Below are 14,552 nucleotides of genomic sequence, written 5' to 3' on the forward strand. Positions count from 1 at the left end.
CTTACCCGACCGATATCACACGGTCCGACGGATTGGCAGCGTAGAGCTCGTCGATCAATGCGGTGCGATGTTCCAGCACGGCGCGCTGGTTGATCGAGCCCTTGTCGGTAACCTCGCCCTTGTCGATCGAGAGCGGCGTGTCCATCAGGATCGCGCGCGTGATCCGCGTCGAGGAGCCCGTGGCTTGGCTGAGGAAACGGGTCAGGCGCTCGCGGAAAGCCTCGCGCACCAGCCGGTCGCGCGTCGCGACGACGAGATCGTCGGGCGGCAGCGTCGGATTGATCAGCCGGCAGCCGTCGAGGTCGAGCACGACCAGCGCGGAGACCTCGTCGCGGTTGATGCCGGCGATGACGACGTCGCGCACCAAGGGCGCGCAGGCCGCGGTGAGGCGCGCGCGCAAGGGGCCGACGCTGACCCAGGTGCCGCTCGCCAGCTTGAAGTCCTCGCTGACGCGGCCGTCGAAATCGAAGCCGGCATTGAAATCATCGGGATCGGCGGGCTTGAGCGCGTCGCCCATCTTGTAAAATCCTTCCTCGTCGAAGGATTTTGCGGTGATGTCCGGCTGGCGCCAGTAGCCGGGCATCACGTTCGGCCCCTTGGCGCGGACCTCCAGCTTGCCGTTGTTCGGCACCAGCTTGGCGTCATTGCCGGACACCGGGAGGCCGACATGGCCGGAGCGGCTGGTGCGCGGATTGACCGACATGAAGAACGGCGCGGTCTCGGTCGCACCAAGGCCGGTCAGCATCGGCACGCGATAGCCCTTCTCCTTCACCGCGAGCTCGTCGAGACTGTTCCAGACGAACGGCGACAGCGCCGCGCCCGAGAAGAACATCGCATGCAGCCGGTCGAAGAACTTTGCGCGCAGGCCCTGGTCGTCGCGCAAATAGGGCAGCAGCGATTCGTAGCCCTTGGGCACGTTGAAATAGACCGTCGGCGAGATCTCCTGGAGATTGCGCACGGTCTCCTCGATGCCGCCCGGCACCGGCTTGCCGGCGTCCAGATACATCGAGCCGCCATTGTAGAGCGTCAGTCCGATATTGTGGTTGCCGCCGAAGGTGTGATTCCAGGGCAGCCAGTCGATGATGACGGGCGGCTCGTCCTTGAGGAAAGCGAGCGTCTCGCGCAGCATCACCTGGTTGGCGCAGATCATGCGCTGGGTGTTGATGACGGCCTTGGGATTGCCGGTCGAGCCCGACGTCAGCAGGAATTTCGCGATCGTGTCGGGGCCGATCTTGCCGTGGACGTCGTCGAGATCGCCGCGGAGCGGCGTTGCCATGAGATCGGCAAGCAGGGTGACGTCGCGGCCCGGCACGTTGCCGTAGGATGCCGCGATCTCGGTGCCGAGCGAGACATTGGCCGCGAGCGCATCGGCGAACTTGCCGGCATCCTCGGCGAAGACGAGGCCCGGCGTCAGCAGCTTCATCAGGTAAGACAGCTTGCCGTAATCCTTCGACACCAGCGAATAGGCCGGCGACACCGGACAGAACGGAACGCCGGCATAGAACGCGCCGAACGCCAGCAGCGCATGGTCGATCGAGTTGCCGGACAGGATCACGACCGGCCGCTCCGCCGACAGGCCGCGCTGGATCAATGCGGAGGCAATGTGCCGGCTCGCGGTGAGCAGCTCGGCATAGGTGATCTTGCGCCAGCCGCGGCCGCCTTCGCGCTCGGCCATGAAGACACGGTCGGGCGTCGTGTTCGCCCAATGATGCAGGCGGTCGGTGATGCGGATCGGATAGTCGCCGAGCGGCTGCTTGGGCCTGAGATAGATCGTGCCGTCGTCGCGGCGCTCGATGTTGACGACGGGATCGCCGAACGAAATGGGCCGCAGCGGGAAAGTGCTCGCGCCGCGCTCCGTGCTGGAAGAGGACGGCTGCGCGCTCATGACTTCGGCTTTACCTTTGCGGTCTTGTGTTCGAGGAATTCGCGGATCCGGCGTTTTGCCTCTTTGTCGCTCTGTGCCACGGTGGCCATCAGCGATTCCATCAAGAGGCCCGTTTGGGGATTGGCCTCCGCGATCATCGGCAGCGCCTGGAGCACGGCGAAATTCGTCAGCGGCGCGTTGGAGGCGATCTTGGTCGCAAGCTCCAGCGCCTTGCCGAGCCCGTTGCCGGCCTCGGTCAGATATTGCGCGAAGCCGTAGGAGGCGCCTTCGGTCGCGCTGTAGACGCGCCCCGTCAGCATCATGTCCATCATCCTGGCGACGCCGATCAGCCGCGGCAGCCGCACCGAGCCGCCGCCGCCGACGAAGATGCCGCGCTGCCCCTCCGGCAGCGCGAAATAGGTCGAGGGCTCGGCGACGCGGATATGCGCGGCGCAGGCAAGCTCCAGCCCGCCGCCGATCACGGCGCCCCTGAGCGCTGCGATCACGGGCACGCGGCTGTACTGGATGCGGTCGAACACCCGGTGCCACATCTGGGAATGCAGGAGCCCGCCGGTCGCGTCGTGCTCGGTCAGCTCGGAGAGGTCGAGACCACTGGAGAAATGGTCGCCGATGCCGTGGATGACGACCGCGCCGATATCCTCGGGCAGGTTCGCAAAACACTCGCCGATTTCGAGGATGATGCCGTCATTGAGCGCATTGCGCTTGGCCGGCCGGTTCAGACCCACGGTCAGAACCCGGTCCGCCCGCTCGATCCTCAAAAGCCCGGAGGCGCCCGCGTCAGCGGTCTCGGCGTTTCCCTGTGTCATTTGCGTCCTTGTCAGAATAGTTATGTTGTATAACGAATTCTGGGGGAGTCAACAAGGGACAGCGTTCCCGCCCCAAGAGGGCGAGGACAAGATGGCGACGGCCGCGCCGGGTCTGTGGTCGCAACACCCCGTCGCTAGCCCATCGCCACTCCGTCGCCCTTGGCGCCGTGCTCGCGCTGGTCGAGCCACAGCGTGCCGAGCGCAAACGCCAGCCAGCCGAAATCGTAGGCAAAGCCCATGATCAGGACGATCCCGCCGGGAAGCGGTCCGACGGCGGCACGATCGACGAATTCCGCCAGGTTCGCGGCCGGCGTCGGATGGATGGCAATCTTGCCGTAATAGGCGACCGCCTGGATGACGAGGATCCAAACATAGTTGCGACGCAGCCGCCGTCCTGCGGCGCGGACGAACGAGATGTGGTGACGAGGCGCGGTGTAGTCGCGCGCGAGAATGGCCTGCCAGCTATCGTCGTGTGCTTCGCCCGTGAACATCGGGGCGTAGAAATTCTTCTCCAGCCAGCGCGCGCGAGCCCGCCAGACGTTGAAATAGCGATAGCGCCTCGCCTCCATCGCGAGGAACACGGCGACCAGCAGGCCGACGAGCACGAGCGGCAGGGGCGACGCCCCCGGGCTCGAAAAAGTCGTCGACAGCGCGATCCCCATCGTGACGATCGCCCAGTTGGTCGTGTTGTCGAGCCGCGTTCGCCAGATCGTCGAGCGATAGACCTCGCCGCGGTAGAGGTGGGCAATAGCGCCCATTTCGGCAGGATCGAAGCGGTGCTGCGGGCTCGAGTCGCTGGAAGCCATAAGGGACATGGTGGCACCTCCCCCGGTCTGCGCAACCTTGCGCCGGACCATCCTGAAACCAGGCGAGCCCCAGGTCAAAGCCGGATTGCGATCGACTTTCGCCTCGCGTCGGGCACACGTCCGCCTTCTCGCGGTGCGTTTCACCCTGTTGTGCCAGACAGCGCTCCCTCGAGATGCTCACAGGGTAGCCAGGCGCCGGCTGGTACCCGCGCGCCCTGTGCGCAAGAACCACAGGGGGCAAACCATAGCTACGATCTTCGATCCGCTAATGCGCCATCATGCGTGTCGGCAGCCAGGTCGCCAGCAGCGGGAACGCGATCAGGATCACGAGCCGCACGAGGTCCGTCGCCACGAACGGGATCACGCCCTTGAAGATGGTGGAGAACGACACGTCCTTCACCACGCTTTTGATGACGAAGACGTTCATGCCGACCGGCGGATGGATCAGGCCGAGCTCGACGGTCATCACGATGATGACGCCGAACCAGATCGGATCGAAGCCGAGATGCATGATCACGGGGAAGATGATCGGCACGGTGAGGATGATCATCGCCATGGCGTCCATCAGGCAGCCGAGCACGAGATACATCACCATGATCAGCGCCAGCACGCCGTAGGGCCCGAGGCCGAGGCCGGTGAGGAACTCCGTGACCTTCTGCGGCGTCTGCGTCACCGTGAGGAAATAGCCGAAGATCAGCGCGCCGATCAGCACGGTGAACACTGCGGCCGCGGTGCGCGTTGCCTGCAGCAGCGAGGCCAGCACCTTCTCGCGGTCGAGACGGCCGGTCAGCACGCCGATGATGAAGGCGCCGGTGGCGCCGACGCCGCCGGCTTCCGTCGGCGTGAAGCGCGGCAGGAACGGCAGGCCGTAGAGGCCGCCGATCACGAACACGAACAGCAGCACCGGCGCCCAGATCTCCTTCAGGCCCGCAAAGCGTTCGCGCCACGGTGTCACCTTGCCCTTGGGCAGGAAGTCGGGTCGAAAATAACCGATCAGGAAGATCGTGATCATGTACATCGTCATCGCGAGCAGGCCCGGGATGATCCCGGCGATGAACAGCTTTCCGATGTCCTGCTCGGTGATGATGCCGTACACCGCAAGAACGGTGGAGGGTGGCAGCATCGCGCCCAGCGTGCCGCCGGCCGCGATCACGCCGGTGGCAAAGGATTGCGGGTAGCCGAAGCGGCGCATCTCGGGATAGGCCACGGCGGAGAAGGTCGCGGCCGTCGCGACCGATGAGCCGCAGATCGCGGCAAAGCCGCCGCAGGCACCGACGGTGGCAATGCCGAGCCCGCCGCGCAAGTGCCCGACAAAGCCGTTGGCGGCGCGGAACAGCTCGCGGCTCATGCCGGAGTTGGAAACGAACGAGCCCATCAGCAGGAACATCGGGATGACGCCGAAGGTGTAGTCGGTGACCGTGCGCATCGAGGTCTGGCCGACCAGCTTCAGCGCCGGCGTGGCGCCGACGAGATAGGAGAAGCCGGAGACGCCGACGAGGCCCATGGCCATGCCGACGGGCACGCGCAGCAGCATCAGGACGAAAAGGGAGACGAAGCCGATAACGGCGACGGCATCGGTGCTCATGGTTACTCCGTCGCCTTGATCTTGGGGTCGTGCATCTCTTCGGGATGGAAGATCAGCCGGTAGGTGCGGATCGCGATCAGCAGCACGGCGGAGACGTCGCCGATCCAGGCGATCGCGAAGAACGGCCAGGTCGGCATGTGCATGTCGAAGGTCTGGACGTTGTCGTTGTAGGTGCCGCGCACCTTGTCGAACAGCGTCCAGGTCTGCACGGTCACGACGAACAGCAGCACCAGCGTCGCGAACACGTCGATCCAGCGCTGGTAGCGCGGACCGACATTACCCCAGACGAGGTCGACCGTGATGTGGGTGCCACGATAGGAGGTCGCGGCGATGCCCCAGAAAATGAGGATGCCGAGCAGCATGCGGCCGATGTCGAAGCTGTCGGGGATCGCGTAGTTCAGCGTGTTGCGTAAGAGCACCGACAGAAAGATGTCGAGCGCGACAAGGCCGACGAAGCCGGCCGCGATCCATTCGATCGAGTCGATCACGCGATCCATCCAGGCGCGTCTTATGGGGGGTGTCCCGTCGTTTGCTGTCATTGCTTGATCTCGACTCCGGCGGCGGCTCTTCGCCTCTCCCCGCGTGCGGGGAGAGGCCGACGCGCAAAGCGCGGCAGGTGAGGGGGACTCTCCGCGAGTCCATCTCTTACTTTTTGTGCGGAGGCAGCCCCTCACCCCGACCCTCTCCCCGTAAGAACGGGGCGAGGGAGAAGAGGAAGCCGCCGCGCCGGCGCGACTTCATTCCGCCAGCGCGTTGTACTTCTTCAGCGAGGCCTTCAGATCGGCCAGCGCCGCGTCCGGATCGGCGCCTGCCTTCTTGGCGCCGTCGCCCCAGGTCTTGACCAGCGGCTCGGCGGCCTTTTTCCAGGCGGCGGTCTGCTCGGCCGTCAGCTTGTAGACCTCGTGGCCGGATTCCGCCTTGATCTTGCCAATGCCGGCATCCTCGAACTTGCCCCAGTGCTCGCCGACTGCGCCCGCCATCTCGACCGTGCAGTTCTTGTCGATCGCGGCCTTCTGCTTGTCGGACATCGCATTGTACTTGTCCTTGTTGATCACGAACACGAAGGTCGTGGTGTAGAGCGGCGCCTCCATGTCGTATTTGGTCACCTTGTCGATGCCGAACAGCACCAGGGAGCCCCAGGGGAAGGTGACGCCGTCGGCGACCCCGCGCTCGATGATGTCGCGCACTTCCGGCGCGGACGACTGCACGTTGGTGCCGCCGAGCGAGGTGACGAAGTTCGCCATGGTGGCGTGGGCGGGGCGGATCTTCAGGCCCTTCACGTCCTCAGGGTTGACGATCTTCTTGGTGCGGGAATGGAACGAGGAGGGCGAGTGGACGAAGGCGAGACAGTATTTGACGTCCTTCATCTCCTTCGCGGCATATTTGCGATACCAGGCGTCCAGCCCCATCGAGCCGCCCTTGGCGTCCGAGATCAGGAACGGCAATTCCCCGGCGCCGATGATCGGGAAGCGGCCAGGCTGGTAGCCGGGATTGACGTAGGTGACATCGGCGATGCCGTCGCGGGCCATGTCGTAATGGTCGAACGCCTTGCCGAGCTGTTGGGCCGGAAACACCTTGCCTGTGATGGTGCCGCCGGAATCCCTGTTCACCGCGGCCACCCAGTCTTCCAGCGATTTCTGCAGCGGATGCGACGCCGGCACCCAGTGCGAGACCTTCAGGTCAAATGTCTTGTCCTGCGCGAACGCTGGGCTCACGCTTGCTGCCAGCAGCAACGCCAGACAGGCTTTCCTCATCACGCGTCTCTCCCTTTTTCGACGGCGGGCTTCGATGGCCCGGCTCGTTAATTAACATGTTATCTAATTGGCCGGCGCGTTCAAGCCGGAACTGACGCGCGCCTTGTCGCGCCATCTATGTCAGCCATGTTGCATGGATTTGTCGCTGCTCGGGCGACGACCGCTCCCCCTTTGCGCAAACGTTATATGATATAATTATCGTCTGCGGGCCCTTGCCACAAGCGGGCCGCGACGAAAGCCTACAGCATCGGGAGGAGCAAGTATTGCGGACAAAAGTCGCAATCATCGGGGCCGGGCCGTTGAGGCGACGGCGGAGCTCGTTTCAAACACCTGCACAAATTCCGTTTAAAGCTTTGTAGGTGATGCATTCGCCGCTTCATTCGCCTCCAATGTAGCCAAAGCAATGAAGCGAGACCGCCATGACCTCTCCCGACGTCCCCGCCGGCTTCGAGCCGCATTTCCGCAAAGCGCCGCTCACCGATCCCTGGGAGCCGCTCTACTCCAAGAAGACCGACAAGGGCGTCACCGTCGGATTACGTCTGGCGACGCCGCACACCAACGCGCGCGGATTGATCCACGGCGGGCTGATTGCGGCGCTGGCCGATGCCGCCATGGGCTACAGCTGCGCCCAGGCGACGGGCTGGACGACGTCCTTCGTCACGATCTCGTTGTCGGTCGATTACGTCGGCGCGGCCGAGATCGGCCAGTGGCTCGCGGTCGAGGGCGAGGCGATCAAGACCGGCAGCACGATCTGCTTCGCGCAATGCCTGGTGAAAGCCGACGACGCCGTGATCGCGCGCGCCAGCGGCACGTTTCGCGTGGTGCCGAAGAAGGGGTGACGCTCGTGCCCTGGACGCAGCGCAGCACGTAGTGATGCGCTGCGTCCGGGACACGGACCTAGCCGAACCTCCACTCCGCCGTCTCGACCACGAGGTCGACGAACGCGCGCACCTTGGCCGAGAGCAGTCGCGAGGTCGGATAGACGATGTGGATCGGCAGCGCCGGCTGCTCGTACTTTGCGAGCACGATTTTCAAGCGCCCGCGCTTCAGCCCCTCGGCGGCCTGATAGGCCAGCACGCGCGTCACGCCGCCGCCGGCCTCGGCATATTGCAGGGCGGCGTCGGCGCTGTTGCTGGTGAAACGCGGGATCGGCGTCACCTCGATGTCGCGGCCGTCCTGCACGAAGTGCCAGTTGGCCGATGGGCCGAACTGGATGGTCTGATGCGCGGCGAGCGCCTCCGGCGTCTTCGGCTCGCCATGGCGCTTCAGATAGCCGGGCGCGGCCACCACGATCCGCCGCATCTCGCCGACCTGGCGCGCAACAAGCGAAGAATCGGCGAGATGACCGATCCGCACCGCGGCGTCGACGGCGTCCTCCACGAGGTTGACGAGGTGGTCGGACAACCTGAGCTCGGCGGCGACCTCAGGGTAGCGCTTGAGATAGGCGGTCATGACCGGCCCGACATGCAGCCGGCCGAAGCCGACCGGGGCCGACACCACCAGCCGTCCGCTCGGCCGGTTGCGCTCCTCCCGTGCCGAGCCGTCGGCCTCCTCGACATCGGCGAGGATGCGCCGCGCACGCTCCAGATAGCGCGTGCCGACGTCGGTCAGCGTCACCTGCCGTGTGGTCCGCTGCAGCAGCCGCGCACCGAGATGCTCCTCCAGCGCCGCGATCAGCCGCGTCACCGCCGAGGGCGACAGCCGCAGTTTGCGCGCTGCCGGCGCAAAGCCGCGCAGATCGGCGACGGTGACGAAGACGTGCATGGCTTCCAGGCGGTCCATGGCATTATTGCATATATCGCAATGATGAAGTGTCAAGCGGCCAGATTGTTTTAGCCGCCGGAAGGTCCACCTTTGCCCTCGAAGACGCAGCAATGCGCCGGAATCTCAGGAGATGTTCCGATGACGGCAGTCCACACCTATCCCAGCGACGTCGCGTTCTCGCCGGCGGTGAAGGCGATCCAGGCCCGCAAGGGTTCGCGTGAGGCCTACGCGCGCAGCGAGCAGCGCGGCTGGCGCACCGAGGTCGATGACAACCTCGCTGCGTTCCTGGCCGACGCCAACAGCTTCTACTTCGCCACCGCCGCGGCGGACGGCCAGCCCTATATCCAGCACCGCGGCGGCCCCAAGGGATTTCTCACGGTGCTGGACAAGCAGACGCTCGCCTTCGCCGATTATGCCGGCAACCAGCAGTTCATCACCCAGGGCAATCTCTCGGAGAATCCCAAGGCCTACATCTTCGTGATGGACTACGCCCATCGCCGCCGGGTCAAGATCTGGGGCGAGGCGCGCGTGGTCGAGGACGACGAGGCGCTGACCACGTCGTTGATGCCGAAAGGCTACCGCGCGCGGCCCGAGCAGGTGATCCTGTTCAAGATCACAGCCTGGGACACCAACTGCCCGCAGCACATCCCGCAGAAGTTCGATGCGGGCGATGTCGCAGCAGCGCTGGCGGCGAGAGACCAGCGGATCGCGGAGCTGGAGGCGGAAGTCGCCGCGCTGAAGGGGGAGAAGGCGGCAACGTAAGCCGCCTCTTGCTTACCCTCCCCTGGAGGGGGAGGGTCGATCGCGCGAAGCGCGAGCGGGGTGGGGTGATCTCTCCACGCGGGCAGTGTTCGAGATGGAGAGACCGTCACCCCACCCCGCTTCGCATTCCGCTCCGCTACATGCGAAGCGACCCTCCCCCTCCAGGGGAGGGTAAGCGACTCAAATCACACTCTCGCCTTCGTGCTGGAAGCCGAGATAGCTCGCCGCCACGCGCTCGTTCGCGGCGATGTCGCTGGCCTTGCCGCTGAGCACGAACTCGCCGAGCTCCATCACATAGGCATGGTCCGCGATCTTCAGCGCGGCCTGCGCGTTCTGCTCGACCAGCAGCACGGAGACGCCGCTGGCGCGCAGCTCGGTGACGATGCGGAAGATGTCGGCGACGATGATGGGAGCGAGACCGAGGCTCGGCTCGTCCAGCATCAGGAGCTTCGGCTCGCCCATCAGCGCGCGGCCCATCGCGAGCATCTGCTGCTCGCCGCCGGAGAGCGTGCCGGCGAGCTGCTTGCGACGCTCCTTGAGCCGCGGAAACAACGCGTACACCCGCTCCATCGAGGCTTTCGCCTTGCTGCGCTCGATGCGGAAGGCCCCGAGCTCGAGATTGTCCTCGACATTCATGGTCACGAACAATTCGCGGTGCTCGGGGACGAGGCCGAGCCCCATCGCGACGCGGTCCTCGATGTCGAGTCGGGCGAGGTCCTGGCCGGCAAAGGCAACGCGGCCCTTCAGCGGCAGGATGCCCATGATGGCCGAGAGCAGCGTGGTCTTGCCGGCGCCGTTGGCACCGACGATGGTGACGATCTCGTTGGTGCCGACCTCGAGCGAGACCGAACGTACGGCCTCGACCTTGCCATAGGCGACATGGGCGTCGGTGACGGACAACAGCGCGGTCATGCCGCCACTCCGAGATAGGCCTTGATCACTTCGGGATTGGTCTTGATCGTGGCGGGCGCGCCTTCCGCGATCTTGGTGCCGAAATCGAGCACCACGATGCGGTCGGCGAGGTTCATGACGAAGCCCATGTCGTGCTCGACCAGCAGCACGCTCATGCCGCCGTCGCGCAGCTCGCGGAGCAGCGCGGCAAGGCGCTGCTTCTCCATGTGGCGCAGGCCCGCCGCCGGCTCGTCGAGCAGCAGCAGCATCGGATCGACGCACAGCGCACGCGCGATCTCGACGATGCGCTGCTGGCCGAGCGAGAGCGAACCTGCGAGCTGGTGCATCTGCTCGGTGAGGCCGACGCGCTCGATCTGGCGCGCGGCTTCCGCCAGCAGCTTGGCCTCATCAGTGCGGTCGAGCCGCAGCATCGATGAGATCGGCCCGGAGTGGCCGCGCAGATGCGCCCCGATCGCGACGTTCTCCAGCACGGTCATGTCGGGGACCAGCTTGACGTGCTGGAAGGTCCTGCTGATGCCGAGCTTGACGATCTCCTGCGGCGGCGCGTTGTCGACCTTCCTGCCGAGCACCGAGATCGAGCCCGAGGTCGCCGACAGCACGCCGGTGATCAGATTGAACGTCGTGCTCTTGCCGGCGCCGTTCGGGCCGATCAGTGCGACGATTTCGCGGGCCTGGACGTCGAAGGAGACGTTGTTGACCGCGACCACGCCGCCGAACTGCTTGCGCGCTTTCTCGACCTGGAGCAGCACGCCGGCCTCGGCGGGCGCGCGGCTGCGCTGCTCCAGCTTCAGCGAGGTGTCCGGCTTCCTGCCGCTTGTGCGCTCGGGCAGGAAGGACATCAGCCACGGCCACAGACCGCCGGGCGCAAGCTGCAGCAGCGCCACCAGCATGATGCCGAACACGATGGTCTCGACCTGGCCGGAGCCGGGCAGGATCAACGGTAGATAGCTTTGCAGCACCTCCTTCAGCACCACGACGATCGCCGCGCCCAAGACGCCGCCCCAGACATAGCCGGCGCCGCCGACGACCGCGATGAAGAGATATTCGATGCCGGCCTGGGCGCCGAACGGCGTCGGGTTCACCGCGCGCTGAAGATGGGCGTAGAGCCACCCCGAAAGGCCGGCGAGCACCGCGGCATGGATGAACACCAGCAGCTTTGCGCGCGGCGTGTGCACGCCGAAGGCCTCGGCCGCAACATGGCCGCGCCTGAGCGCGCGGATGGCGCGGCCGGTGCGGGAGTCCAGGAGGTTCATCGTCAGCAGGGCCGAGACGATCACGGCGACCCAGATCGCGTAATAGATCGAGCCGGGCGAGAGCATCTTGAACGCGCCGATCGACAGCGGCGGGATCGCCGAGATGCCGTCGTTTCTCCCCAGGAATTCCAGCTTGCTGAAGAGATAGAACAGCCCGAGCCCCCAGGCGAGCGTGCCGAGCGGCAGGTAATGGCCGGAGAGGCGGACCGTGATCAGCCCGAGCAGCACCGCCAGCGATCCGCTGACCAGAAGCGACAGCGGCAGCGTCAGCCACGGCGACAGGCCATAGGCCGTCGACAGCACCGCGGTGGTGTAGGCGCCGAAGCCGACGAAGGCCGCCTGTCCGAACGAGGTGAGGCCGCCGACGCCGGTCAGCAGCACGAGGCCCATCGCGACCAGCGCGGCAAGGCCGATATTGTCGAGCAGCACGATCCAGAACGGCGGCATGCCGGGAACGAATGGGATCGCCGCCATGAGAGCTGCGAAGATGAGGATGGGAAGCCGGCTCTGCATCTTGGCGTCAGTCCTTCTCTTCCTCGACCGCGGGCGCGGCGAGCGAGCGCAGCAGCAGCACGGGGATCAGCAGCATGAAAACGATCACCTCTTTGTAGTTGGAGGCATAGAAGGACGAGAACGCCTCGACGATGCCGACCACAAGCGCCGCGACGGCGGTGAGGGGATAGCTGACGAGCCCGCCGATGATGGCGGCGACGAAACCCTTCAGCCCGATCAGGAAACCCGAGTCGTAGTAGAGCGTCGTGATCGGCACGATCATGATGCCCGACAGCGCGCCGATGACCGAGGCCAGCAGGAAGGCGATCTGCCCCGACAGCGTGGTGCGGATACCGGCGAGCCGCGCCCCGAGCCGGTTCACCGCGGTTGCGCGCAGCGCCTTGCCGTACAGGGTCAGGCCGAAGAACAGCCAGAGCCCGACGATGAAGGCGATGGTGATGGCGTAGACGGTGATGCTCTGGCCGGTGAAGCGCAGCGCGCCGGCGGTGAAGGCGCCGGACAGCACGGCAGGCCCGCGCTGGCCTTCGGCGCCGAAGAACAACAGGCCGAGGCCCTGCAGCGCGAGGTGGACGCCGACGGACGCGATCAGCAGCACCAGCACGGACGTGTGCGCCAGCGGCTGGAAGGCGATGCGGTAGAGATAGAGGCCGATCATGGCGACGATCACCAGCGACAGCGCGATGCAGACCGCGACCGGCGGCTTCTGGCTGGCGAAGTAAACGGTCAGCGCCAGCACGATGGCCGGCAGCACGATGTTGGTGATGAGGCTGCGCACGACCAGTCGCGCGTGCAGCGCCTTGCGCGCCACGAACAGGTCGAAGGCGAAGGCGCCGATGCCGAGCGCAAGCGCGAGCTTGGCGGTGCCCGGCATCTGGCCCGCGGCCAGCGAGGCATAGGTCAACGCGCCGTAGGTGACGAATTCGCCTTGCGGAATGAGGATGACGCGGGTGACGGCGAACACCAGCACCAGCGCCAGGCCGAGCAGCGCGTATATTGCGCCATTGGTGATGCCGTCCTGCACCAGGAACAGCATGATGGTGGTGTTCAAGACCGGACGCTCCCCCTCAAGATCGAGGACCGGTCCCCGCAATTGCGGTGGATGGTCCCCTCACAGCCATTGAAATACGCTGACGATATTTGATATGGTCCATAACAATTATCAAATATAACATCAAGGGTGGGGACCGACCCGTCCCGAATTTAGCGGGATTACGAGCACGAGGCGATGACCGTTTCCAAAACCGCTGAAAAGTCTTCCGAAAAGCCCGCCGACCCGGCCAAGGGCCGCAAGGACGCGGCCGAGCCGCAGGCGGAAGCCCTCCAGCTCGGCGAGCTTTCCGAGCAGCTCGGCTATGTCCTGAAGCGGGCCCAGCTCAAGGTGTTCGAGAACTTCTTGCGCTGCATGGCCTCGCTCCAGCTGACGCCGGCGCAGTTCTCGGTGCTGCTGCTGGTCGAGAAGAACCCCGGCCGTAACCAGACCGAGATCGCCTCCACCCTCGGCATCCTCAGGCCGAACTTCGTGGCCATGCTCGACAATCTGGAGAGCCGCGACCTCTGCGCGCGGATCCGCTCCACCAACGACCGCCGCTCGCACATCCTGGTCTTGACCGACAAGGGCAAGGCCGTGCTGGCGCGGGCGAAGAAGCTCGTCGCCACCAAGCACGAGGCGCGGCTGAACGACCTGCTCGGCCAGGCCAACCGCGAGGCCCTGATCGGGATGCTCTCGAAGATCGCCAACGAGTTTTGACTTTTAACCCTCCCCTGGAGGGGGAGGGTCGCCCGCGCGTAGCGTGGGCGGGGTGGGGTGATCTCTCCACTCGGGCACTGCATCAGTGGAGAGACTGTCACCCCACCCCGTCTCGCGTCTCGCTGCGCTCGATCGCGAGCCGACCCTCCCCCTCCAGGGGAGGGTAAGCCAACGTCAATCCACCAAAATCACCCTGACGTCGTTCACATTGGTCAGCGTTGGGCCCGGCAGCAGCAGATCGCGCGTGGCCTCGAAGAACGTCGTCGCGGCGTTGTTGTCGAGATAGGCCTGCGGCTGCAGCCCTTGCGCCTTCATCTTCGCGAAGGTCGCAGCATCGAACAGCGCGCCACACGCGCCCGGAGGGTGTAAGCTCCGAGGACATCGAACGGAATGACGCGTTGCATCTAGAAAATGATGCTTGAAACGTCATTTTGCGCGCCCTAAGCTTGGCAAATCAAGCGCTGTAACTGCCACGGACATTGTGCCCCGTGATCACCGCCGCGCAGCTTCGAGCCGCCCGTGCCTTGCTCAGGATCGACCAGCGCGAACTCGCGCAGCGCTGTTCGCTGTCGCTGCCGACGATCCAGCGCATGGAGGCCTCCGAAGGGGTGATCCGCGGCAATGTCGATTCCCTGGTGAAGCTGGTCGAGGCGTTGTCGGTCGCGGGTATCGAGCTGATCGCCGAGGGGGCTGTGTCGAGCGCCGGGGGGCGCGGTGTGCGGCTGAAGTCTCCACCCCCGAGCGCAGGCGGCCGATAGCGATGAC

The 14,552-nt window shown here is 65.4% G+C and carries 14 protein-coding genes and 1 pseudogene; 4 read left to right on the plus strand and 11 right to left on the minus strand.

Going from position 1 to position 14,552, the window contains the following annotated elements:
• Nucleotide 1: 1 nt before the first annotated feature.
• From JQ566_RS11195 to JQ566_RS11220, 6 genes are all read right to left on the minus strand, one after another.
• Nucleotides 2-1,885 (minus strand): feruloyl-CoA synthase, encoded by a 1,884-nt coding sequence (locus JQ566_RS11195; protein WP_212372293.1) that lies wholly within the window; start codon nt 1,883-1,885, stop codon nt 2-4.
• Nucleotides 1,882-2,691: a crotonase/enoyl-CoA hydratase family protein gene (locus tag JQ566_RS11200; protein ID WP_212372294.1), complete on the minus strand. Its 810-nt coding sequence runs from the start codon at nt 2,689-2,691 to the stop codon at nt 1,882-1,884. The genes JQ566_RS11195 and JQ566_RS11200 overlap by 4 nt, the downstream gene beginning before the upstream one ends.
• Nucleotides 2,692-2,825: 134 nt before the next feature.
• Entirely contained in the window at nt 2,826-3,506 is a 681-nt protein-coding gene (locus JQ566_RS11205) for a DUF2270 domain-containing protein (RefSeq protein ID WP_212372295.1), read from the minus strand.
• A 256-nt stretch (nt 3,507-3,762) separates the two neighbouring features.
• Complete coding sequence (locus JQ566_RS11210) at nt 3,763-5,082, minus strand: TRAP transporter large permease (RefSeq protein ID WP_212372296.1); 1,320 nt, start codon at nt 5,080-5,082, stop codon at nt 3,763-3,765.
• Between the two features lie 2 nt (nt 5,083-5,084).
• Nucleotides 5,085-5,594, minus strand: a complete 510-nt coding sequence (locus JQ566_RS11215) for a TRAP transporter small permease (protein ID WP_212372632.1) — start codon at nt 5,592-5,594, stop codon at nt 5,085-5,087.
• Nucleotides 5,595-5,819: 225 nt separating this feature from the next.
• Entirely contained in the window at nt 5,820-6,836 is a 1,017-nt protein-coding gene (locus tag JQ566_RS11220; RefSeq protein ID WP_212372633.1) for a TRAP transporter substrate-binding protein, read from the minus strand.
• A gap of 419 nt (nt 6,837-7,255) precedes the next feature.
• On the opposite strand from JQ566_RS11220, the gene JQ566_RS11225 reads away from it, so the two are divergent.
• A complete protein-coding gene (locus tag JQ566_RS11225) occupies nt 7,256-7,675 on the plus strand; it encodes a PaaI family thioesterase (protein ID WP_212372297.1) in 420 nt (139 codons plus the stop codon).
• Nucleotides 7,676-7,733: 58 nt separating this feature from the next.
• Here the strand turns inward: JQ566_RS11225 and JQ566_RS11230 are convergent, their stop codons facing one another.
• The gene (locus JQ566_RS11230) at nt 7,734-8,618 is read right to left on the minus strand and encodes a LysR family transcriptional regulator (RefSeq protein ID WP_212372298.1); all 885 of its coding nucleotides are present in this window, start codon (nt 8,616-8,618) and stop codon (nt 7,734-7,736) included.
• A gap of 120 nt (nt 8,619-8,738) precedes the next feature.
• Here JQ566_RS11230 and JQ566_RS11235 point away from each other — a divergent pair, with 120 nt between their 5' ends.
• Nucleotides 8,739-9,362, plus strand: coding sequence for a pyridoxamine 5'-phosphate oxidase family protein (locus tag JQ566_RS11235; RefSeq protein ID WP_212372299.1), 624 nt, complete (start codon nt 8,739-8,741; stop codon nt 9,360-9,362).
• 180 nt (nt 9,363-9,542) lie between these two features.
• Here the strand turns inward: JQ566_RS11235 and JQ566_RS11240 are convergent, their stop codons facing one another.
• Genes JQ566_RS11240 through JQ566_RS11250 form a run of 3 tightly spaced genes read right to left on the minus strand, consistent with a single transcriptional unit; the run spans nt 9,543 to nt 13,088 of the window.
• Nucleotides 9,543-10,274 (minus strand): ABC transporter ATP-binding protein, encoded by a 732-nt coding sequence (locus tag JQ566_RS11240; protein WP_212372300.1) that lies wholly within the window; start codon nt 10,272-10,274, stop codon nt 9,543-9,545.
• Nucleotides 10,271-12,040 carry a branched-chain amino acid ABC transporter ATP-binding protein/permease gene (locus tag JQ566_RS11245; protein ID WP_212372301.1) on the minus strand — a complete coding sequence of 590 codons (1,770 nt, stop codon included), beginning with the start codon at nt 12,038-12,040 and terminating at the stop codon, nt 10,271-10,273. The genes JQ566_RS11240 and JQ566_RS11245 overlap by 4 nt, the downstream gene beginning before the upstream one ends.
• A 7-nt stretch (nt 12,041-12,047) precedes the next feature.
• Nucleotides 12,048-13,088, minus strand: coding sequence for a branched-chain amino acid ABC transporter permease (locus JQ566_RS11250; protein WP_212372302.1), 1,041 nt, complete (start codon nt 13,086-13,088; stop codon nt 12,048-12,050).
• Between the two features lie 177 nt (nt 13,089-13,265).
• On the opposite strand from JQ566_RS11250, the gene JQ566_RS11255 reads away from it, so the two are divergent.
• Nucleotides 13,266-13,787 (plus strand): MarR family winged helix-turn-helix transcriptional regulator, encoded by a 522-nt coding sequence (locus JQ566_RS11255; protein ID WP_212372303.1) that lies wholly within the window; start codon nt 13,266-13,268, stop codon nt 13,785-13,787.
• Between the two features lie 174 nt (nt 13,788-13,961).
• Here the strand turns inward: JQ566_RS11255 and JQ566_RS11260 are convergent.
• Nucleotides 13,962-14,153: pseudogene (locus tag JQ566_RS11260) on the minus strand (MOFRL family protein); the annotation flags it as partial.
• 122 nt (nt 14,154-14,275) lie between these two features.
• On the opposite strand from JQ566_RS11260, the gene JQ566_RS11265 reads away from it, so the two are divergent.
• Nucleotides 14,276-14,545, plus strand: a complete 270-nt coding sequence (locus JQ566_RS11265; RefSeq protein ID WP_212372304.1) for a helix-turn-helix domain-containing protein — start codon at nt 14,276-14,278, stop codon at nt 14,543-14,545.
• Nucleotides 14,546-14,552 lie beyond the last annotated feature (7 nt).

The organism is Bradyrhizobium sp. SZCCT0231 (assembly GCF_018130245.1).
GTDB lineage: Bacteria > Pseudomonadota > Alphaproteobacteria > Rhizobiales > Xanthobacteraceae > Bradyrhizobium > Bradyrhizobium japonicum_F.

Excerpts from the sequence above, each read along its gene's own strand:
- JQ566_RS11235 (WP_212372299.1), top strand. The coding sequence starts at position 8,739 with ATGACGGCAGTCCACACCTATCCCAGCGACGTCGCGTTCTCGCCGGCG.
- JQ566_RS11240 (WP_212372300.1), bottom strand. The coding sequence starts at position 10,274 with ATGACCGCGCTGTTGTCCGTCACCGACGCCCATGTCGCCTATGGCAAG.
- JQ566_RS11200 (WP_212372294.1), bottom strand. The coding sequence starts at position 2,691 with ATGACACAGGGAAACGCCGAGACCGCTGACGCGGGCGCCTCCGGGCTT.
- JQ566_RS11220 (WP_212372633.1), bottom strand. The coding sequence starts at position 6,836 with ATGAGGAAAGCCTGTCTGGCGTTGCTGCTGGCAGCAAGCGTGAGCCCA.
- JQ566_RS11225 (WP_212372297.1), top strand. The coding sequence starts at position 7,256 with ATGACCTCTCCCGACGTCCCCGCCGGCTTCGAGCCGCATTTCCGCAAA.
- JQ566_RS11255 (WP_212372303.1), top strand. The coding sequence starts at position 13,266 with ATGACCGTTTCCAAAACCGCTGAAAAGTCTTCCGAAAAGCCCGCCGAC.
- JQ566_RS11230 (WP_212372298.1), bottom strand. The coding sequence starts at position 8,618 with ATGGACCGCCTGGAAGCCATGCACGTCTTCGTCACCGTCGCCGATCTG.
- JQ566_RS11195 (WP_212372293.1), bottom strand. The coding sequence starts at position 1,885 with ATGAGCGCGCAGCCGTCCTCTTCCAGCACGGAGCGCGGCGCGAGCACT.
- JQ566_RS11205 (WP_212372295.1), bottom strand. The coding sequence starts at position 3,506 with ATGTCCCTTATGGCTTCCAGCGACTCGAGCCCGCAGCACCGCTTCGAT.
- JQ566_RS11245 (WP_212372301.1), bottom strand. The coding sequence starts at position 12,040 with ATGCAGAGCCGGCTTCCCATCCTCATCTTCGCAGCTCTCATGGCGGCG.
- JQ566_RS11210 (WP_212372296.1), bottom strand. The coding sequence starts at position 5,082 with ATGAGCACCGATGCCGTCGCCGTTATCGGCTTCGTCTCCCTTTTCGTC.